The 19,682-nt window shown below is 71.9% G+C and carries 18 protein-coding genes; 3 read left to right on the top strand and 15 right to left on the bottom strand.

Going from position 1 to position 19,682, the window contains the following annotated elements; translation table 11 throughout:
- Positions 1 to 167 precede the first annotated feature (167 nt).
- Positions 168 to 641 carry a hypothetical protein gene (locus RUR49_RS03370; protein ID WP_409144871.1) on the bottom strand — a complete coding sequence of 158 codons (474 nt, stop codon included), beginning with the start codon at positions 639 to 641 and terminating at the stop codon, positions 168 to 170.
- A gap of 221 nt (positions 642 to 862) precedes the next feature.
- On the opposite strand from RUR49_RS03370, the gene RUR49_RS03365 reads away from it, so the two are divergent.
- Positions 863 to 1,747 carry an ATP-binding protein gene (locus tag RUR49_RS03365; RefSeq protein WP_409144870.1) on the top strand — a complete coding sequence of 295 codons (885 nt, stop codon included), beginning with the start codon at positions 863 to 865 and terminating at the stop codon, positions 1,745 to 1,747.
- A 91-nt stretch (positions 1,748 to 1,838) separates the two neighbouring features.
- Here RUR49_RS03365 and RUR49_RS03360 read toward each other — a convergent pair whose 3' ends face one another.
- The 14 genes from RUR49_RS03360 to RUR49_RS03295 form a co-directional block, all read right to left on the bottom strand.
- Positions 1,839 to 3,074: a peptidoglycan DD-metalloendopeptidase family protein gene (locus RUR49_RS03360; protein ID WP_409144869.1), complete on the bottom strand. Its 1,236-nt coding sequence runs from the start codon at positions 3,072 to 3,074 to the stop codon at positions 1,839 to 1,841.
- 152 nt (positions 3,075 to 3,226) lie between these two features.
- Positions 3,227 to 3,907 carry a protein-L-isoaspartate(D-aspartate) O-methyltransferase gene (locus RUR49_RS03355; protein ID WP_409144868.1) on the bottom strand — a complete coding sequence of 227 codons (681 nt, stop codon included), beginning with the start codon at positions 3,905 to 3,907 and terminating at the stop codon, positions 3,227 to 3,229.
- A gap of 7 nt (positions 3,908 to 3,914) precedes the next feature.
- A complete protein-coding gene (gene surE / locus RUR49_RS03350) occupies positions 3,915 to 4,676 on the bottom strand; it encodes a 5'/3'-nucleotidase SurE (RefSeq protein ID WP_409144867.1) in 762 nt (253 codons plus the stop codon).
- Positions 4,676 to 5,959 (bottom strand): serine--tRNA ligase, encoded by a 1,284-nt coding sequence (serS, locus tag RUR49_RS03345; protein WP_409144866.1) that lies wholly within the window; start codon positions 5,957 to 5,959, stop codon positions 4,676 to 4,678. The genes surE and serS overlap by 1 nt, the downstream gene beginning before the upstream one ends.
- Before the next feature lie 73 nt (positions 5,960 to 6,032).
- The gene (tatC, locus tag RUR49_RS03340; protein ID WP_409144865.1) at positions 6,033 to 6,836 is read right to left on the bottom strand and encodes a twin-arginine translocase subunit TatC; all 804 of its coding nucleotides are present in this window, start codon (positions 6,834 to 6,836) and stop codon (positions 6,033 to 6,035) included.
- Positions 6,833 to 7,438, bottom strand: a complete 606-nt coding sequence (gene tatB / locus RUR49_RS03335; RefSeq protein ID WP_409144864.1) for a Sec-independent protein translocase protein TatB — start codon at positions 7,436 to 7,438, stop codon at positions 6,833 to 6,835. Before tatB ends, tatC begins: the two co-directional genes overlap by 4 nt.
- An 85-nt stretch (positions 7,439 to 7,523) precedes the next feature.
- On the bottom strand, positions 7,524 to 7,772 hold the full coding sequence (locus RUR49_RS03330; protein ID WP_409144863.1) for a twin-arginine translocase TatA/TatE family subunit: 249 nt from the start codon (positions 7,770 to 7,772) through the stop codon (positions 7,524 to 7,526).
- Positions 7,773 to 7,915: 143 nt separating this feature from the next.
- A complete protein-coding gene (locus RUR49_RS03325; RefSeq protein WP_409144862.1) occupies positions 7,916 to 8,995 on the bottom strand; it encodes an ABC transporter ATP-binding protein in 1,080 nt (359 codons plus the stop codon).
- Positions 8,992 to 9,669, bottom strand: coding sequence for an SMC-Scp complex subunit ScpB (scpB, locus tag RUR49_RS03320; RefSeq protein ID WP_409144861.1), 678 nt, complete (start codon positions 9,667 to 9,669; stop codon positions 8,992 to 8,994). Before scpB ends, RUR49_RS03325 begins: the two co-directional genes overlap by 4 nt.
- Positions 9,662 to 10,432 (bottom strand): segregation and condensation protein A, encoded by a 771-nt coding sequence (locus tag RUR49_RS03315; RefSeq protein WP_409144876.1) that lies wholly within the window; start codon positions 10,430 to 10,432, stop codon positions 9,662 to 9,664. The genes scpB and RUR49_RS03315 overlap by 8 nt, the downstream gene beginning before the upstream one ends.
- 74 nt (positions 10,433 to 10,506) lie before the next feature.
- Positions 10,507 to 11,532 carry a beta-N-acetylhexosaminidase gene (gene nagZ / locus RUR49_RS03310; RefSeq protein ID WP_409144875.1) on the bottom strand — a complete coding sequence of 342 codons (1,026 nt, stop codon included), beginning with the start codon at positions 11,530 to 11,532 and terminating at the stop codon, positions 10,507 to 10,509.
- 82 nt (positions 11,533 to 11,614) lie between these two features.
- Complete coding sequence (locus RUR49_RS03305) at positions 11,615 to 14,860, bottom strand: SPOR domain-containing protein (protein ID WP_409144860.1); 3,246 nt, start codon at positions 14,858 to 14,860, stop codon at positions 11,615 to 11,617.
- Positions 14,861 to 15,029: 169 nt separating this feature from the next.
- A complete protein-coding gene (gene argS / locus RUR49_RS03300; RefSeq protein ID WP_409144859.1) occupies positions 15,030 to 16,784 on the bottom strand; it encodes an arginine--tRNA ligase in 1,755 nt (584 codons plus the stop codon).
- A 59-nt stretch (positions 16,785 to 16,843) separates the two neighbouring features.
- Positions 16,844 to 18,085 carry a deoxyguanosinetriphosphate triphosphohydrolase gene (locus tag RUR49_RS03295; protein WP_409144874.1) on the bottom strand — a complete coding sequence of 414 codons (1,242 nt, stop codon included), beginning with the start codon at positions 18,083 to 18,085 and terminating at the stop codon, positions 16,844 to 16,846.
- Positions 18,086 to 18,212: 127 nt separating this feature from the next.
- Between RUR49_RS03295 and RUR49_RS03290 the strand changes: the two genes are divergently transcribed.
- A complete protein-coding gene (locus RUR49_RS03290; RefSeq protein WP_409144858.1) occupies positions 18,213 to 18,587 on the top strand; it encodes a HesB/IscA family protein in 375 nt (124 codons plus the stop codon).
- Positions 18,588 to 18,926: 339 nt separating this feature from the next.
- Positions 18,927 to 19,679: a 5'-methylthioadenosine/adenosylhomocysteine nucleosidase gene (locus RUR49_RS03285; protein WP_409144857.1), complete on the top strand. Its 753-nt coding sequence runs from the start codon at positions 18,927 to 18,929 to the stop codon at positions 19,677 to 19,679.
- The last annotated feature ends 3 nt before the right edge of the window (positions 19,680 to 19,682 follow it).

The raw sequence follows: 19,682 nt of genomic DNA, 5'->3' as shown, positions 1-19,682 counted from the left end.
ACATGGCGAAAATTCATTGTATCCTCCACCCTTGATGACTTGGACGACTGCAGTCCTGCATGACGAGAAACAGAATGACCCGTCTGCACTGCGCATCACTCGAACAGCGGTGCCAGATCTCTCGGCACTTGGACGGGCGAGAGATCCAGACAGGCAGATCCCGCGCGCTAGTCGATCGTGCCGTTGATGACGCAGTTGCCACCGCTCGCAGCATCGCTGGAGATGAACTCGACCGTCAGCGTCTGACCGCCGAGGATGGCGAAGTCGATCGCGAGGGCTCCGGACGCGAATTCGCCAGCACCGAATGGACCGCGCGAGTTGAGGGGCAGATAGCTGATCTGTTGCTCGTCGATGCGAATGAGTGCGCCAAGCCCCATACCTGCAGACGACGCGAAGAGGCAGGAGATGTCGGTTACGCGACGCACCTTGTTGGCTTTCTTGCCGAACTTCACCTCGCAAGCTTGGCCGCCGCAGGTCGCGATCTGGGACGCCTGGTAGGGCTTCGGACCCTTGGCCTTCGGTGCGAGGCTCTCGCTTGACTGCGGCATGAGCTTGGACTGAGCCGCGATGGCGCCGACCGGCGCCGCCAGAACCGTAGCTGCGGTGGTCGCGGCAATGAGCGATACTGCAAAACTCTTCATTTTTTTCGCTCCACAGTGTCAGGTGCTTTGCAACCAGATGTCATCCGGCGAAGCAGCTTGCCCCCGCATCATTGGATTTACTTGGACTGGGCAGAGACTTCTGTGACCGCCGTCACCAGATGAGCCAATCGCGGGCCTGCAGGGGGACAGCTTCGCGCGCGCGTACGGCCGTGCTAAACGCCCCTCGCCTGCCCGCTCCCTGCGCTCCGGAGTTGCCCATCGTGTCCGACGACGCCCTGGCGATCCTCGCCGCCAAGCTCGACCGCCTGATCGCCGTCCTCGAGCGGGCGGCGCCGCCGGCCGCGGTCCCCGTCGACCTCGACGCGGCGGACGCCTTCGTCTGGCACGCCGACCCGGTCGGGCTCGAGCCGGTGGCAAAGGTCAACCGGGTCGAGATGGCGCTGCTGAAGGGCATCGACCGGGTGCGCGACCAGCTCGTCGACAACACCGACCGCTTCGCCCGCGGCCTGCCGGCCAACAACGCCCTCCTCTGGGGCGCCCGCGGCATGGGCAAGTCCTCGCTCGTCAAGGCGGCGCACGCCGAGGTCGACGCGGCGCTGGCGCGCGCGGGTTCGGCAAGCCGCCTCAAACTCGTCGAGATCCACCGCGAGGACATCGAGACGCTGCCGGCCCTGCTGACGCTCGCGCGCGGCTCGGAACACCGCTTCCTCGTCTTCTGCGACGACCTCTCCTTCGACGCCGGCGACACCTCCTACAAGTCGCTGAAGGCGGTGCTCGAGGGCGGCGTCGAGGGGCGGCCGGAGAACGTGCTGTTCTACGCCACCTCCAACCGCCGCCACCTGTTGCCGCGCGACATGATCGAGAACGAGCGCGCCACCGCCATCAATCCCGGCGAGGCGATCGAGGAGAAGGTGTCGCTGTCCGACCGCTTCGGCCTCTGGCTCGGCTTCCATAAATGCAGCCAGGACGAATATCTCGCGATGGTCACCGGCTACGCCGACCACCTCGGCCTTTCCGTCGAGCCCGACGCTCTGCGCGCCGACGCGCTCGAGTGGGCGACCACCCGCGGCGCCCGCTCGGGCCGCGTCGCCTGGCAGTTCGTCCAGGACCTCGCGGGCCGCCTCGGCACGTCCGCCGCCTCCTGAGCGAGCCCCGGAACGCCGAAGGCCCGCCTGGGCGACCGGCGGGCCTTCGAAATCACGTTTCTGGAGCGCGGTGGCGCCCCGGCGCCTCGTCTCACGCACCCGACAGGTGCGGCAGCGGATCGACCGGGGTGGAGCCCTTGCGCAGCTCGAAGTGCAGCTGCGGCTGGTTCACCGCGCCGGTGGCACCCACCGTGCCGATCACCTGGCCGCGCCGGACTTCCGCGCCGCGGGCGACGGTGATCTCCTTGGCGTGGGCGTAGGCGGTCACCCAGCCGTCGGCGTGGCGGACGAGCACGAGGTTGCCGAAGCCCGTCAGTTCATTGCCGGCGTAGATGACGGTGCCCGATTCCGCCGCCTTGATCGGCGTGCCCTCGGGAAGCGCGATGTTGATGCCGTCGTTCTGCTCGCCGTTCGGGCGGCGGCCGAAGCCGGCGACGATGCGGCCGCGCGCCGGCCAGCGGAAGCCGGAGCCGGCCTCCTCCGGGCTCTCGGCGGCCGCGGGAGCGGCATCGGTGGCGGTCGCACCAGCCTGTCCTGCGAGCGCCGGCAGCGAGGCGACCTCCGTCGGCGCGGCGGCGGCGGCCGGCGCCTGCGCCTGGGCGTCGAGGGTCGTCGGCGGCGTGCCAGCGGCGACGGGAGCCGGCGTCACCGGCTTCACGTCCGGCGCCTTCGCCGGCATCGCGTCGTTGGCGGTCGGCAGTGCGGCGACGCGGGTGTTGGCGCCGGTCGCGCCGGGGATGCGCAGCGTCTGGCCGAGCTTGACGATGCCGTTGTCCGGCAGGCCGTTCGCCTGGGCGATCGAGGACGCCGGCACGCCGTAGGTGCGGGCGATCGACAGCAGCGTGTCGCCGGCCACCACCTTGTGCGTCGCCGGCATGCCGCCGGCGGCCGGCGCGGCGGCGACCGCCGCCCCACCCGACGAGAACACCGGGATGACGACGTGGCGGCCGGGAACGATCTGCTGGGCGTTCGTCATGCCGTTGGTGGCGAGCAGCGCGTCCTCCGGCACGCCGTAGCGGCGCGACAGCGTCGTGGCGGTGTCGCCGGCCGCGACCGTCACGGTCGTGCCGCCCATCGTCGTCCAGCCGCGGTACTGCCGGGCCGGACCCGTCGCGGCCGACACGTGGGCGCCGCCGGGCGGCGCCAGTGCCGTCGTCTGGACGGTGCCGGAGGGCACCGAGCCGGTGACGATGTCCTGTTCGGGGTTGGCGCCCATCACGGCGCGCTGGTTGTCGGTGGAGGCGGTGAACATCGGCCCCATCGACAGGCGCGAGAAGTCGCCGGAACACCCGGCGACGCCGGCCGCCGCGAGCATCGCCGCCGACACGCGGAGGATGTTCCTCGATCGCCGAATCTCAGTTCCGCGCTGCATGGCACCTACCCGTCGAAGGCCGAAAACTTCGAGGACGAGTAGACGGAATCAGCGTTGACGAAGGCTTAATGGCGATGAGGGAACAGCAATTATTCCCGTTTTCGCCTCTATAGCCGGCTCGCGACCCCCGCCACCATCGGCACGAAGCGCACCTCGGCGAGTGCCGCCGGCGTATAGCCCTCGGGCGTGCGGACGATCTTCAGGAGCGTCTGGACGCTGCCCGCCGGCCCGACCGGCACCACCATGACGCCGCCGATCTTCAGCTGCGCGACGAGCGCCTCGGGCAGTTCGGCTGCGGCGGCGGTGACGACGATGCGGTCGAACGGCGCCTTCTCCGGCCAGCCGAGCGCCCCGTCGTCGAGCTTGGTCATGATGTTGGAGAGCCGAAGCGCGGCGAAGCGCTCCTCGGCGAGCGACAGCAGCGAGCGGAAGCGCTCGATCGTGTAGACCTCGCGCGCGAGCTTCGACAGCACCGCCGCCTGGTAGCCCGAGCCGGTGCCGACCTCGAGCACGCGGTCGCCCGGCTGCACGCCGAGCGCCTCCGTCATCATCGCCACCAGCGAGGGCTGCGAGATCGTCTGGCCGCACTCGATCGGCAGCGCCCGGTCGGTATAGGCGTCGGCATGCAGATGGGCCGGCAGGAACAGCTTGCGCGGCACCTGCTCCATCGCCGAGAGCACGCGCAGGTCACGGATGCCGTGCCGCCTCAGGCCGAGCGTGAAGCCGGCGCGGGAGACGCGGTCGCGGTCCTCGTCCCCCTCATGGCTGTCGCCGTCGCGCCCCGCCATCGCCGCCTCAACGTTCGATCGAGGCAGCGAGCTTGGCACGCAATTCGTGGGCCGTCAGGTCGAGTCTCAGCGGCGTCACGGAAATCTTGCCCTCGGCGATGGCGCGCAGGTCCGAACCCTCCACCGTCTCGAACGGCGAGCGGCCGAAGACGATCCAGTAGTAGGGGAACCCGCGCCCGTCCATGCGGGCGTCGATCGACAAGAGCTCCTGGTCGCGGCGGCCCTGGGTCGTCACGGCGACGCCGGTGACGCCGTCCGGCTCGCGGTCGGGGAAGTTGACGTTGAACAGCGTGCCCGGCGGCACCTCGATCTTCGCCAGCCGGTCGACGAGCTCCGGCCCGAGCGCCTCCGCCGTCTCGTAGCGCGGCTGGCCGCGCGTCGCCGCCGAATAGGCCTGCGACAGCGCGATCGAGCGGACGCCGAGCAGCGTCCCCTCCATGGCGCCGGCGACGGTGCCCGAATAGGTGACGTCCTCGGCGAGGTTCTGCCCGCGGTTGACGCCGGAGAGCACGAGGTCCGGCGGGCTCTTCATCAGGTTCTTGAGCGCGATGATCACGCAGTCGGTCGGCGTGCCCTTCACCGCAAAGTGCTGCTTCGACACCTCGCGCACGCGCAGCGGATCCGACAGCGTCAGCGAGTGCGCCGAGCCCGACTGGTCGGTCTCCGGCGCCACCACCCACACGTCGTCGGAGAGCGCCCGGGCGATCGTCTCCAGCGTCTTCAGTCCCGGCGCGTGGATGCCGTCGTCGTTGGTGATGAGAATGCGCATCAGGCGGCCCGTTCGATCTTGGTGATGCCGCCCATGTACGGCCTCAACACCTCCGGCACCATGACGGCGCCGTCGGCGGTCTGGTAGTTCTCCATCACCGCGATCAGCGCACGGCCGACCGCGATGCCCGACCCGTTGAGGGTGTGGACATAGCGCGGCCCCTTGCCCTCGGCCGGGCGATAGCGGGCGTTCATCCGCCGCGCCTGGAAGTCGCCGCAGACAGAGCAGGACGAGATCTCGCGGAAGGTGTCCTGCCCCGGCAGCCACACCTCGATGTCGTAGGTCTTCTGCGAAGCAAAGCCCATGTCGCCGGTGCACAGCACGACGACGCGGTACGGCAACCCCAGCGCCTTCAGCACGGCCTCGGCGCAGCCGGTCATCCGCTCGTGCTCCTCGATCGAGGTCTCCGGCGTGGTGATCGACACCATCTCGACCTTGTCGAACTGGTGCTGGCGCAGCATCCCGCGGGTGTCGCGCCCGGCGGAGCCGGCTTCCGAACGGAAACAGGGGGTGAGCGCCGTGAAGCGCAGCGGCAGCGCTGCCTCGTCCAGCATCTGCTCGCGCACGAGGTTCGTCAGCGGCACCTCGGCGGTCGGGATCAGCCAGAACCCGTCGGTGGTGCGAAACTGGTCCTCGGCGAACTTCGGCAGTTGCGCCGTGCCGTAGAGCGCGGCGTCCTTGACGAGCAGCGGCGGCTGCACCTCGGTGTAGCCGTGCTGGTCGGTGTGCAGGTCGAGCATGAACTGCCCGAGCGCCCGCTCGAGCCGGGCGAGCGCGCCCTTCAGCACGACGAAGCGCGCGCCGGAGAGCTTCGAGGCGGCCTCGAAGTCCATCAGCCCGAGCGCCTCGCCGATCTCGAAGTGCTGGCGCGGCGTGAAGTCGAAGGCGGGGCGCGCACCGACCTGGCGGAGCTCGAGATTGTCCTTCTCGTCGGCGCCTTCGGGCACCTCGTCGAGCGGCACGTTCGGCAGCTCGGCAAGCGCGGCGTCGAGGGCTGCCTCCGCCGCCTTCAGCGCCACCTCGTCCTCCGGCATCCGCGTCTTGAGCTCGGTCACCTCGGCCATCAGGGCAGCCGCACGCGCCTCGTCCTTGGCCGCCTTCGCTGCGCCGATCTCCTTCGACGCCGCGTTGCGGCGCTCCTGCATCGCCTGCAGCGAGGCGATCAGCGAACGGCGGCGCTCGTCGAGGGCGAGGATGTCGCCGGCGCGCGCCGCGGAATGGCGGCGGGCGAGCGCACGGTCGAGCGCGGCGGGCTCCTCACGGATCCAGCGGACGTCGAGCATCGGAAGAACTCCGGGCGGAGGCCGGCGGCAAACGGACCGGCCGGGCGGGAAACGGGCTGGCGGCGGCCGGCGCTCAGGCGGCGGCGTCGCGTTCCCGCTCGGCCTTCTCGCGCGACCGCTCGATCTGCCGGACCGCCAGGATCGAGACCTCGTAGAGAAGCATCGCCGGGATCGCAAGGGAGATCTGGCTGATCGGATCGGGCGGCGTCAGCACCGCCGCGACGATGAAGGCGATGACGATCGCCCAGCGCCGCTTCTGGCGCAGGCCGGCGGCCGTCACCAGGCCGGCGCGGCCGAGCAGCGTCAGCACCACCGGCAGCTGGAACACCAGGCCGAAGGCGAAGATCAGCACCATGATCAGACCGAGATATTCGCTCACCCGCGGCAGCAGGATGATCGAGGCCTCACCCGCCCCGCCGTGCTGCTCCATCGACAGGAAGAAGGCGAGCGCCACCGGCATCACGAAGAAGAACACCAGCGACGCGCCGATCAGGAACAGGATCGGCGTCGCCACCAGGAACGGCAGGAACGCGCTGCGCTCGTTGCGATAGAGCCCCGGCGCCACGAACATGTAGATCTGGCTGGCGATGACCGGGAAGGCGATAAACAGCGCCCCGAAGAGCGCCAGCTTCAGCTGCGTGAAGAAATATTCCTGCGGCGCCGTATAGATCATCTCGATCGGCTTGGTGTCGCCGACGGCGTTCTCGTACGGAATGATCAGGATGTTGAAGACGTCGGTGGCGAAATAGAAGCAGACGATGAAGGCGACGACGATCGCCAGCACCGTCTTGATCAGGCGCGAGCGCAGCTCGACCAGATGCTCGATGAGCGGGGCGCGCGAGGCCTCGATCTCGTCCTCGTCCTCGGGGGTCTTCATGCGGCTCCTCCGCCGGAAGCAGGCTTAGGGGCCTCGGGTGCGGCGGGCGTCGGGACCGCCTCCACCGGAGCGGATGCGGCGGGCGCAACCGGGGCGGTGGGCGCCGCCGGCGGCGGAGTTTCGATCGTGGGTATCGGCTTGGGCTCCTCAGCCGCCGGAACAGGCGCCGGCGAAGCAGGCGGCAACGGCGCGGCTGCGATCTCACCCGAAGGCGCAGCACCGGCCTCCGCCGCCGTCAGCGGCGCTGCGTCGGCCGCGGGCGTCACCGCAGTCGCGGGAGGCAGCGGGCTCGCGGCGGCCGGCGTCGCCGGCGTTGGCGTCTTCGGGGTCGAGACGGCGTTCGTCAGGCTCTCGCGCACGTCCTTCAGCGGATCGAACTTGCGCGCCGATTCCACCTGCTTCTTGACGTCGTCGAGGTCGGCCTGGCGTTCCGCTTCGCGCAGCACGTCGTTGAACTGCGACTGGAACTCGCCGGCCATGCGCCGCATCTTGCCGAGCATGCTGCCGAAGGTGCGCAGCATGCGCGGCAGCTCCTTCGGGCCGACGACGATGATCGCCACCATGGCGATGACGAGCAGTTCGGTCCAACCGATGTCAAACATGCAGGGGGTGCCGGGCGCGGGCGAGCCGGCCGCGAGCGGCCGGCGAGAAGACGGTCAACGGAATGCCTCGGTCAAAGGACGGCCTTCAGCCGACCTTCGAGCGCTCCTCGGCCTTCTCGACGCGCACCGGCTCCACCGGCTCGTGGTCGATAGCACGCGGCGGCGTCGCCGGCGGCGGCGCGGCGGCCGTGGTCTCGTCCTCGGACAAGCCCTTCTTGAAGCTCTTGATGCCCTTGGCGACGTCGCCCATCAGCTCGGAGATCTTGCCGCGGCCGAACAACAGGATCACCACCGCCGCGACGATGAGAATGTGCCAGAAACTGAACGCACCCATGTGCGGCTACTCCTCGTCGGATGTCGGTCCCAGGGGACCTTCTTTCCGCGGGACTATTGCAGCAAAGCACCCGGCGCCGCAACAAGCCCGCCTGCGATCGGCGCGGCCCTATGCCGCTACCGAAGGTCCGGCGCCCCGTCCGCTCACGGCGCGAACACCAGGACCCTGCCTCCGTCGACGCTCACCCGGACCCGCTCACCCTCACGGTGGCGGCTCGGCGCCGGAACCCTCGCCCACACCGTCCCCTCGACGCCCTGGACGGCGAGGTCGAGGTGATCGGCTCCTCCAAGGAAATGGCGTCCGATCACCGTTGCGGCAACCCCCTCGGCGCCGGCGACGTCGGCCCGCACCAGGAGATCGTGCGGGCGGACGCCCGCGACCACGGCCCCCTCGGGCCGCGAGCCGCCGGCCGACGGGGAACCGAGCGGATAGCTGCCGACCGGCGTCACCACCCTGCCCGCCTCGACGCGGCCGGCGAACTCGTTGGTCTCGCAGAAGAAGCGCGCCGCCTCGAGGTCGACGGGGCGATGGTAGAGGTCCTCGGGGCTGCCGAGCTGGACGATCCGGCCGTCGCGCATCAGGGCGATGCGGTCGCCGATGCGCAGCGCCTCCTCCGGATCGTGGGTGACGACGACGGCGGTCGCCCCCCGCGCCCGCAGCAGCGCCATCGTCTCGTCGCGGACACGGTCGCGCAGGCGCGTATCGAGGCCGGAGAACGGCTCGTCCATGAGGAGCACGCGCGGCTGCGGCACCAGCGCCCGTGCGAGCGCAGCCCGCTGCTGCTCGCCGCCGGAGAGCCGGTGCGGATAGGAGTCGGCGAGGTGGGCGAGGCCGACCGACTGCAGCGCCGCCAGCGCGGTCTCCCGCGCCTCCGCCGACGGTCTGCCGGAGAGCCCGAAGCGCACATTGTCGAGGATCGTCAGGTGCGGAAACAGCGCATAGTCCTGGAAGACCAGCCCGACATTGCGCGCCTCCGGCGGCAGCACCCGCTCGGGGCCTGCCACCTCCTCGCCGTCGATGAGGACGCGCCCGGCATCCTGGCGTTCGATGCCGGCGGCGATCCGCAGCAGCGTCGTCTTTCCGCAGCCGGACGGGCCGAGCAGGCACAGCACCTCGCCGGCACGCACGGCGAGGCTCACCTCGTGAACGGCCGCATGGGCACCGAACCGGCGCGACACCCGCTCGAAGACGAGCCGCGTCGGCTCTTCAGGCTTTTCCGTCACGACACGTCCTCGTCAGCCGCGGCGGCTTCGTCCTCGCCGAGGGCGCCCAATGGCTCCTCGTCGTCGAAAAGGTCCGGCTCGTCGCGCGGGGCGGCGAGCGTCGCCTGCGGCAGCGTATCGAGCAGTCCGGCCCCCTTCAGTTCCTCGAGCCCCGGCAGGTCGCCGATGCGCTCGAGCCCGAAATGGTCGAGGAAGGCCGGCGTCGTGCCGTAGGTGATCGGCCGGCCCGGCGACTTGCGCCGCCCGCGCATCCGCACCCAGCCGCTCTCGAGCAGCACGTCGAGCGTCCCCTTCGCGGTTGCGACGCCGCGGATCTCCTCGATCTCGGCCCGCGTCGCCGGCTGGTGGTAGGCGATGATGGCGAGCGTCTCCAGAGCCGCCCGCGACAGCTTGCGCGGCTCGGCCTGCTCGCGGCGCAGCAGCGGCGCGAGGTCCTCGGCCGTCCGGAACGCCCAGCCGCCGGCCACCGCGACGAGATTGACGCCGCGGCCGGCATAGGCCGACTGCAGTTCGCCGAGCAGTCGTGACAGGTCGGTGCCGGCCGGAAGGTGCGTCGCCAGCTCCGCCTCGTCGACCGGCACCGCGCTCGCGAAGATCACCGCCTCGACGATCCGCAGGTGCTCGCGCAGCCCCGCCGCCCCCGGCAGGCTGGCGATGGTGCCGCGCTCAGCCATCGGCCGGCTCCGCGGTGGTGCGGGCGCGCACGAAAATCGGCGCGAAGGCGGCCGTCTGGGCGATCTCCACCACCCCTTCCTTGGCAAGCTCCAGGCTCGCGGTAAAGGTGCTCGCGCGCACGGTCGTGCGCTCGGACGGGTCGGCGAGATAGCTCGCCATCAGCACGTCGAGCTCGGTCCAGGCGGCCACCCTGCCGACCAGCCGCTCCAGGATGGCGCGGGCATCAACCAGCGACCACACCGCCCGGCGCGAGAGGCGGATCGTCGTCACCGCCTGGCGCTGGCGCTGCGAGGCATAGGCGGCGACGAGGTCATAGAGGCTCGCCTGCCAGAGCGGCCGCGTCGTCGTCGCCAGTGTCTCGGGAGCCCCGCGCGCGAAGACGTCGCGGCCGAGGCGCGCCCGGCCGGCGAGGCGGGCAGCGGCGCCGCGCATCGCCTCCAGCCGGCGCAGGCGGAAGGCCAGTGCGTCGGCGAGTTCCTCGCCGCTCGGCCCGTCCTCGGGCGGCGGCGGCGGCAGCAGCAGGCGCGACTTCAGGTAGGTGAGCCAGGCGGCCATGACGAGATAGTCGGCGGCGAGTTCGAGCCTGAGGCGCCGCGCCTCGCCGATGAAGGCGAGATACTGGTCAACCAGCGCCAGGATGGAGATGCGCGCGAGATCGACCTTCTGGGTGCGTGCCAGTGCGAGCAGCAGGTCGAGCGGTCCCTCGAAGCCTTCGACATCGACGATCAGGGATTCGGCCGCGTCACCGTCGCGCGCCGCCAGTCCGTCGCGAACCGGTGCCTCCCAGCCGGCGAGCAGGCCGTCCGCGGGGGCGTCGGGCTCACCCGCCGGGGGTGTCACGCGACCGCCCCGGCAACCGCCGTGAGCCTCTCCACGACGGCCACCGCCTCGTCACGGTCGAAGGGCTCGGGCGCCGTCAGCCGCGCGAGCGCCGCCGAGGCCCGGCGTTCCGCCTCCCCGGCGAGCACCGGCGTCGCCGCGGCGACGTCCCGCATCTCGGAGAAGTCGCCGTTGCAGTGGAGGGCGAGATCGCAGCCGGCGGAAAACAGAGCGCGCGTGCGGTCGTCGATGGTGCCGGCGAGCGCCTTCATCGACACGTCGTCGCCCATCAGGCAGCCGTCGAAGCCGATCGTGCCGCGGATCACCTCCTCGATCACGCGAGCCGAGGTGGTCGCGGGCGCGTGCGGATCGATCGCCGTGTAGACGACGTGGGCGGTCATCGCGAGCGGCAGGTCGGTGAGCGCCTTGAACGGCGCGAAGTCGATCGCCTCCAGCGTGGCGCGATCGGTCTCGACGACCGGCAGTGCCAGGTGGCTGTCGGCGCGGGCGCGGCCGTGGCCGGGCACGTGCTTGACGACCGGCAGCACGCCGCCGGCCATCAGCCCCTCGGCGGCCGCGCGTGCCATGTCGGCGACGACGGCGGGATCGGTCGAATAGGCGCGGTCGCCGATGACGTCGTGGCCGTCGGGGGCCGGCACGTCGGCGACCGGCAGGCAGTCGACGGTGATGCCGAGCGCGGCGAGGTCCTCGGCGATCAGGCGGGCACCGAGGAAGGCAGCGCGGCGGCCGGCCGCGGGATCGGCGTCGTAAACCTCGCCATAGGCGCGGCCGGTCGGGTAGCGGCGCCAGCCCGGCGGCTTCAGCCGCTGCACGCGGCCGCCTTCCTGGTCGATCAGCACCGGCGCGTCGGCGCGGCCGACGAGCTGCCGGAACCGTAATACGAGATCAATGATCTGGGTTGGCGTGTCGCAGTTGCGGGCGAACAGGATGAGGCCCCACGGCCGCTCCGCGGCGAGGAACGCCTGCTCGTCCGCCGTCAGCGACAGCCCGGCAGCGCCGGTGATGAAGGCCTTCGATTCCACAGCCATCGGTGCGCCTCGTGGTCGGCGGCCATAGACGCCGCCGGACCGCCGGCCGTCAAGCCGGCGGCCACCCGGTGGCCGCTCAGTTCCGTCCGACGAAGCAGTCGCCGCCGGCAGCCTTGAGGTCGTTGCAGAGGCGGTTCGCCTCGGTCGCCGAACCAAACGGCAGCCGCACCCGGTAGAAGGTTCCGCGCGTGCCGACATCGGCCGTCTGGATCACCGGGCTGAGGCCGCCCAGGATCGACGGGAAGCGGCGCTGCAGCGAGGCGTAGGCGGCACGTGCCTCGGCGTCGCTCTTCTGCGAGGCGAGCTGCACCGCGAAGGCGCCGCCAGCGGTGGTCGCGGCCACCGGCGCGGCAGCCGCCGGTGCCGGCGCCGTCTCGGTTGCGGCGGGCGGCGGCGGCGCGGCGGCGGCGGGTGCCGGCTGCTCGGTCGACGGCGCGAACGGGTTGATGCCGGCACCGGCGGGCGGCAGCAGCCGGGCGGAGCGACCGGCCGCGACCGGCGCCGCGGCGGCCGGTGCCGCGGCCTGCGGTGCGGTCGGCTGCGGCGTCACCGCCGGCAGGCTGAGCGGCGGCTCGACCGCGGCCGGAGCGGTGTCGACCGCGGGCGGCGGGTCCTGGCGGGCCGCCGGCGTGGCGACGCGGATCGGCGTCGTGGTGACGGCGCGCGTGTCCGCGGACGCCGCGTCGCCGGCCGCCGGCTGTACCGGTTCCGGTGCGGCTGCGGCAACGGGCTCCGGCGCGGCGGGCTGCGGTGCCGTCACGGTCGGCGCCGGCGTCGTCGCCGGAGCGGTGGTGGCGACATCGCCGGTCGTGGTGCCGCGGGCCAGCGCCGCAGCGGCGGCGTCGGTCGCGCTGGCGGCCGGCAGGGGCGTGGCCGGCTCGGACGACGGGGTCCCGGTGGCACCGGTGGCGACGCCCTGTGTGGATCCGAACACCGGCGTCGCCTGCGTGCCGGCGGCCGCCGGCAGCGGGTCGGGCAGGTTCGAGGTCGGCCGCGGCTGCAGGTCGGCGGTCTCGTCGAACACTAGCGGCTTGCGGCGCGGCATCGGGTAGCCGATCGCCCCCGCAAGGCTGTCGGCCTCGCCGGCGGCGGGCTCGAGCACCGGGATGGGATCAGCCGCCGGCGCCGTGGTGGCCTGGCTGCCAGGCGCGAAGCCACCGGGCTCGGCGGTGACGGTCGCCGGATCGGTAGCGAGGCCAGCCGCCGGCGGCGCCTGCGGCTCGGGCGTCACGGTCGTCGGCAGGTCCTGCTGCGGCACGATGGTGCCGTCCGGACGGACGACGACGGTGCGCACCCGCTTCGGCTGCATCTCGGCGGCCGGTTCCGGCGCGAACGTCTCGACGGGCGCGTTGGGATCGGCGGCGAGCTGGGCGAGCGGATCGTCGGTATCAACGCCCGGCAACGACGGGTCGCCCGCCTGGCGGCCGGCGATGGGCAGGTCGATGGTCTGGCGGCCCTCCGGGTCGAGGACCTGGCGGGCGGGATCGCCGGCCTCGCTGACACGGTCGGTGAAGGCCTTGCCGGGCTCGCCGGCATCGCGCGCCTCGGAGACCGGGGGATCGATCTTGACCGGGTCGACCTCGGCCTGGATCAGCGGCGGCGGGCCGTCGGCGGTCTCCGACGACATCAGCCACCACGCCGTGGCGCCACCGGCGAGCAGCACGACGGCCGCGGCCGCGGCAATCGCCACCACCGGCGCACGCCGGCGGCCACGCATCGCCGAGCGCAAGGCCCGCTGCTCGGCGTCGGAATGCGGCGGCAGCACCGCATCCTCGGAAATGCCGGGCTCGGATTCGAGAGCGTCGAGGTCGAAGCCGTCGTCCGGCGCCTTCGGCGGTCGCGGCGCGGCGGATCCTTCATCGACCGCCGAAGCGGCGATCGGCAATGCCGCAACCGGCGGCGCGAAGGAGGCGGGGGCGGCCTCGCCCGGGCGTCCGGGCACAGAAGCCGGCGTCAAACCCGCCGGCTTGGGGATCGACGGCTTCGCCACGACGGCGGGCGACTCGGCTCGCGGCGACTCGGCCCGCGGTGCTTCGGCTCTGGGGGCCGATCCCGGGCGGACTGGTTCGGGCAGCGGACCATCGTCGAGCGAGGAGCGGATCTCGGCCTCGAAGGCGTCGAAATCGAACGGCGCGGCGACCGTACGAGGCGACGCCACCGGACGGGTCGTCTCGACCGCGGGAACGTCGGCGGGCGCACGGGCCGTGCCTGCGGGCCTTTCGCTCGCCAGAGGATTCTCGCCACGGACCGGCTTCTCGACCGCCCTTGGCCTGTCTTTCGCCCGAGGCGTATCCGCGTCCGAGGATTTGCCGAGGCCGCCCGCAACGGCGGCGACGACGGGCGCCACCGGGACCGGCGTCGGCTCCGGGGAGGCATCGGCCTCCTCCTCGCTGCGACGCTGCGCGCGCGCCGCCCGACGCTGCTCGCGGCGCTGCTCACGCTCGGCGATGCGGCGGGCGCGCTCGTCGTCGGCCTCCGCATCCTCCGAGGACGCGGCGGCCGGCTCCTCGCCGTCCGGCGGCGGCAGCTCCAGGGCGGGCAACTGGGCGAGCCAGACGCTCGCCGCGGACTGGACGGCGGGCCGCGGCCCATCGCGCTTGTCGGCCGGCGGAGGGGTGGCGTCCGTTTCGGCGGGAGCGGATTCGGAGGCGACGTCGAGTTCGAGCGACAGGGCGGCGGCGAGATCGGCGACGGTCGGCCGGGGCGGCAGCGTCGCGGCGACGGCGGGCGGCGACGGCTCGGCCGGCGGCGCTGCCGCCTCTGCCTGCTGGCGACGGACGAACACCGGCAGGCCGTCGCCGGCCGGCGCCTCGGCAGGCCGAGGTGACGTATCGTTCCGGGTCAGATTGACACGCGATCGCGGTTCGGGAGTCGACGCGGACGGCGGCGCTTCGGCCGGTGCCCGCAGCGGGGCGGCGCCGAGCTCGGCCGACAGCGCCCGCTCGAACTCGTCGATCTCGGGCTCGGGCTCGGGTTCGGGTTCCGGCTCGGTTCGGGGTGCCGGTGTTGCGACGGTTTCGATCACTTCGACGGCGTCGACCGTCTCGGCCGGCGCCGAGGTCTCGGCCTCGACGGCCGGCGTCTCGACGAGAGCTTCCTCGCCGCGCTCTGCCACCTCCTCGTCGGTCGGGGTCGATGGCGCAGGCGCATTCGCCGCCTCCGCGGCGGCACGGGCGGCAGCGGCGGCGCGCTCCGAGGGGAGCGGGCGCATGTTCGGCGTCACCGGGCGACGCGGCGCGATCAGCACCGGCGGGCGCCGCACGGGCGTGGTCGGCGGCGCTTCCTGCGGCACCGAGTCGGCGACGATGCGCGCGAGTTCCATAAGCAGATCGTCGTCGGGCGCGCCCTCGGCTGCGGGAGGTGCGGCGGCTGGTACGCGACGAACAGGCAAACGGGGGTCCGACATCGGCGAAACGCTTCCCAAATGCTGGCCGGCACCGCCGGACGCGCCGGTGCGCGTCAATCGTCGGTCCGAAGCCTCTCAGCCCGGGTCAGCGCATCTCGTCCGGCGCGGCCACTCCGAGCAGGGTCAACCCCACCGAAAGGACCTCAGCCACGGCATCCACGAGCGCCAGTCGAGCCAAAGTGGAGTCTCTGTCGGCGGCGTTAATGAACCGTAAGTCGGGCGATTCTTTGCCGCGATTCCAATGGCCGTGCAGCGTGCTGGCGAGATCGTAGAGGTAGAAGGAGATGCGGTGCGGCTCGTGCGCCTCCGCCGCGGCCTCGACGAGCCGAGGCCACTCCATCAGCTTGGCGATGATCGCCCGCTCGCCGGGATCGACGAGCCGCGACAGCGGCGCCGTGCGCAGGCTGTCGCGGTCGAGCGCGACATCCGGCATCTCGGCGGCCGCCTGGCGGAACACCGAGCGGCACCGGGCGTGCGCATACTGAACGTAGAAAACCGGATTGTCTCTAGACTGTTCCGTCACTTTCTTGAAGTCGAAATCGAGCGGCGCGTCGTTCTTGCGGTAGAGCATCATGAAGCGCACCGCGTCGACGCCGACCTCCTCGACGACGTCGCGCAGGGTGACGAAATCGCCCGAGCGCTTCGACATCCGCACCGGCTCGCCGCCGCGGAAGAGCTTCACCAGCTGGCAGAGCTTGACGTCGAGGTCGCCCTTGCCGTCCGACAGCGCCTTCACCGCCGCCGTCATCCGCTTCACATAGCCGCCATGATCGGCGCCCCAGACATCGACCATCAGGTCGAAGCCGCGCAGCATCTTGTCGAAGTGGTAGGCGATGTCGTTGGCGAAGTAGGTGTAGGAGCCGTCCGACTTCAGAAGCGGCCGGTCGACGTCGTCGCCGAACTCGGTCGCCCGGAACAGCGTCTGCTCGCGGTCCTCCCAGTCCTCGATCGGCTGGCCCTTCGGCGGCTCGAGGCGACCCTCGTAGAGCAGGCCACGGGCGGCGAGCGCGGCCATCGCTTCCTTCACCCGGTCACGCCCGTTCGAGACGAGGGAACGCTCGGAGAAGAACACGTCGTGGCGGACGTTGAGGGCGGCGAGATCCTCGCGGATCATCACCATCATCGCGTCGATGGTCACGGCGCGGACGACCGGCAGCCACTCGCTCTCCGGCTGGCCCTTCAAGAGGTCGCCATAGCGCTCGGCGAGATGCTTGCCGACGGGGAGCAGGTAGTCACCCGGGTAGAGACCCTCCGGCACCGGGCCGAGGTCCTCGCCGAGCGCCTCGCGGTAGCGGTGGAAGGCGGAGCGGGCGAGCACGTCGACCTGGGCCCCGGCGTCGTTGATGTAGTACTCGCGCGTCACGTCGTAGCCGGCAAAGGCGAGCAGCGAGGCGAGCGCGTCGCCGAACACGGCGCCGCGGCAGTGGCCGACGTGCATCGGCCCGGTCGGGTTCGCCGAGACGTATTCGACGTTGATCGGCCGGCCACCACCGACGTCGCAACGGCCGAAGTTGGCCCCCTCCTCCAGCACGGCGGCGAGCAGCCGCGGCCAGACCGCGTCGGCGAGGCGGATGTTGAGGAAGCCGGGACCGGCCACCTCGGCGCTGGCGACATCCGGATCGTCGACGAGGTGGGCCGCGACCTCGGTGGCGATCTCGCGCGGCTTGCGCCCGGCAGCCTTCGCCAGAACCATCGCGACGTTGGTGGCAAGGTCGCCATGGCCGGCCTCGCGCGGCGGCTCGACGACGATCTTCGCCGCGGCGAGCGCCTCGGGCGTGCCGAGGCCGATGCGGCCGGCGATCGTGCGGATGCGCTCGGCGAAGTCGGCGTGGAGGTTCATGGGCAGGCTCGAATTCAGGGTTTTCGGCGCGTCGACCGGTCGGCGCGGGTGCGCGGCGCCTATCGCAAATCCGGCGTATCGTCAAACAGGCGGCGGTGTTCGCTGAGGGCGAAGCGGTCGGTCATGCCGGCGATGTAGTCGGCGGCGCGGCGGGCGATCGTGCCCTCGTCGGCGCTGGCGAGGTCGGCGCACCAGGCGGGCGGCATCGCGGTCGGGTCGGCGGTGAAGGCGCGGTAGAGGTCGGTGACCACCTGCCCCGCCTCGGCGCGGATCGCCATCACCTTCGGGTGCCGGTAGAGCGAGGCGAACAGGAAGGTCTTGATCGCCGCGTCGTGCGCCTCCCCGGCCGGCCCGAAGGCGATCAGCGACCGCGTCCCGGCGCGCACGTCGTCGGCTGATCGCGGCGCGTCCTCGGCGATGCGGCGGCGGCTCTCGGCCAGCACGTCGTCGACCAGCGCCCCGACCAGTTCGCGGACCACCTCGGCGACGAGGCGGCCGTCGTCGAGGCCGGGGTGGCGGCGGCGTACGCCGGCATAGAGGTCGCCCACCAGCGGCACGTCGGCCAACGCCGCAACCGGCACGAGGCCGGCGCGGGTGCCGTCGTCGATGTCGTGGGCGTCGTAGGCGATGTCGTCGGCAATCGCCGCCACCTGCGCCTCGGCCGAGGCGAAGCCTTCGGGTGGCACCGGCACGGCGGCGGGCGGGTTCGCCAGGATCGGCGGCAGCGGGCGGCGGGCATAGCGCCCGCACGGGCGGCCATCGGCGCCGACGAGGGGGCCATTGTGCTTGGCGATGCCCTCGATCGCCTCCCATGAGAGGTTGAGGCCGTCGAAGGCGGCGTAGCGGCGCTCGAGCCGGGTGACGATGCGCAGGCTCTGGGCGTTGTGGTCGAAGCCGCCGTGGCCGGCGAGGCAGCGGTCGAGCACGTCCTCGCCCTCGTGGCCGAACGGCGTGTGGCCGAGATCGTGGGCGAGCGCCACCGCCTCGGTGAGGTCCTCGTCGAGGCCGAGCGCCCGGGCGATCGAGCGGGCGATCTGCGCCACCTCGAGCGTGTGGGTGAGGCGCGTGCGGAAATGATCGCCCTCGTGGGAGACGAACACTTGCGTCTTGTGGGTGAGGCGGCGAAAGGCGGTGGAATGCAGGATGCGGTCGCGGTCGCGCTGGAAGGCGGTGCGCGTCGCGCTCTCGGGCTCCGGCACCAGGCGGCCGCGCGAGGCGGCGGGGTCGCTGGCGAAGCGGGCCCTTGCGGGCGCACCGGCAGACGGCGCGGCCCCGGGCGATCGGGCCTCTGGCGGAACGATGACGGAGGCAGGCAGGGCGCAATCTCCGCGACGGCGTTTGACCGGAGGGTCCGGCGTTCTTAACTATCACGCATCAGAGTTTTCAACCGGCCCGGCGCCTTGAACGCCGCCTCCGGCGGAGAAACACATGACCGACACCATCACGCTCGACACGTCGACCGCCTCCCCGGCGGCAGCCTCGCCCGTCGCCCTATCCGACAACGCGGTGCGCCGCGTCGCCAAGATCCTCGCCAGCGAGGCGCCCGGAACGGCGCTGCGCGTCTCCGTCGAGGGCGGTGGCTGCTCGGGCTTCCAGTACAAGTACGACCTCGTGACCGAGCGCGAGCCGGACGACCTGACGCTCGGGCGCGCCGACGCGCTGGTGCTGATCGACCCGGTGTCGGTGCAGTACCTCGCCGGCTCGGTGATCGACTTCGTCGACGACCTGATGGGGCAGTCCTTCCAGATCCGCAATCCGAACGCGGCGTCCTCGTGCGGGTGTGGGGTGAGCTTCGCGCTGTAAAGGGTTGATTCTCTTGCCTTCGCCCGTTCGCGGGAGAAGGTGGCGCGCAGCGCCGGATGAGGGCCGGCACCCGCAGGGTGCCGGAATGCTGCGATCCCTCCCTCTGTCGTCATCCCGGACGCGAAGCAACGCGAAGCGATCCGGGACCCAGCGGAAAACTGGTCGCGCGGAGCGCGACGCTTCAGCCATGCGCTTCGCGCGGACTCTTGCGCTGGGTCCCGGATCGGCGCTCGGCTGCGCCTCGCTTGTCCGGGATGACGACGGTGGGAGAGCCGGGCTGTTGCCGGCCGGCGGTTGCCGCTAGTGTCGCGCCGTCACAGTCACCGAGCCCCCTGCCCCATGACGATCGCCATCGAATGCGCCATTCCGCAGGAGCACGCCCATCTGGCGGCGGCGCTCGCCCACCATGAGACGGTGAGTGTCGGCGGGCAGCGATTCGATCGTGGCGACCTCGACGGGCGCGAGGTGGTGCTGGCGCTCGCCGGCATCGGGAAGGTCAACACGGCGATGGCGACGGCGCTCCTGATCGAGCGGTTCGGGGCGAAGACGGTGGTGTTCTCCGGCGTCGCCGGCGGGCTCGATCCCGGCCTGTCGATCGGCGACGTCGTGATCGCCGAGGAGACGCTGCAGCATGACGCCGGCGTGCTCGAGGATCACGGCCTCACCACCTACCAGGCCGGCCACGTGCCGTTCTTCAACCCGACGGAGCGCTTCGGCTACCCGGTGGCGGCGCCCTTGCTCGGGCGTGTCCGCGGCGCCCTCGACGGCTTCGCGCTGCCGCCCTTGTCGCGCGCTGCCGGCGGCATTGGTCGGCCGCCGGTGATCGCCTATGGCCGCATCCTCTCCGGCGACCAGTACATCCACGGCGAGGCGGTGCGCGAGCGGCTGAACCGCGATCTCGGCGGCCTCGCGGTCGAGATGGAGAGCGGCGCGCTCGCCCAGGCGTGCGAGGCGCTCGGGGCCGAGTGGCTGGTGATCCGGGCGCTCTCCGACCTCGCGGGCCGCGATTCGCGCATCGACTTCACGGCCTTCGTCAACGAGGTGGCGGCGTCGTCGGCCTCGATCCTGCGCCGCATCCTTCCCGTTCTGTGAGGC

This window comes from Pseudoxanthobacter sp. M-2 (assembly GCF_046156265.1).
In the GTDB taxonomy this organism is placed as follows: Bacteria; Pseudomonadota; Alphaproteobacteria; order Rhizobiales; family Segnochrobactraceae; genus CAMDHY01.
Note: the sequence above shows the minus strand (reverse complement) of the source record. Positions and strands in the feature narration are given on the sequence as shown.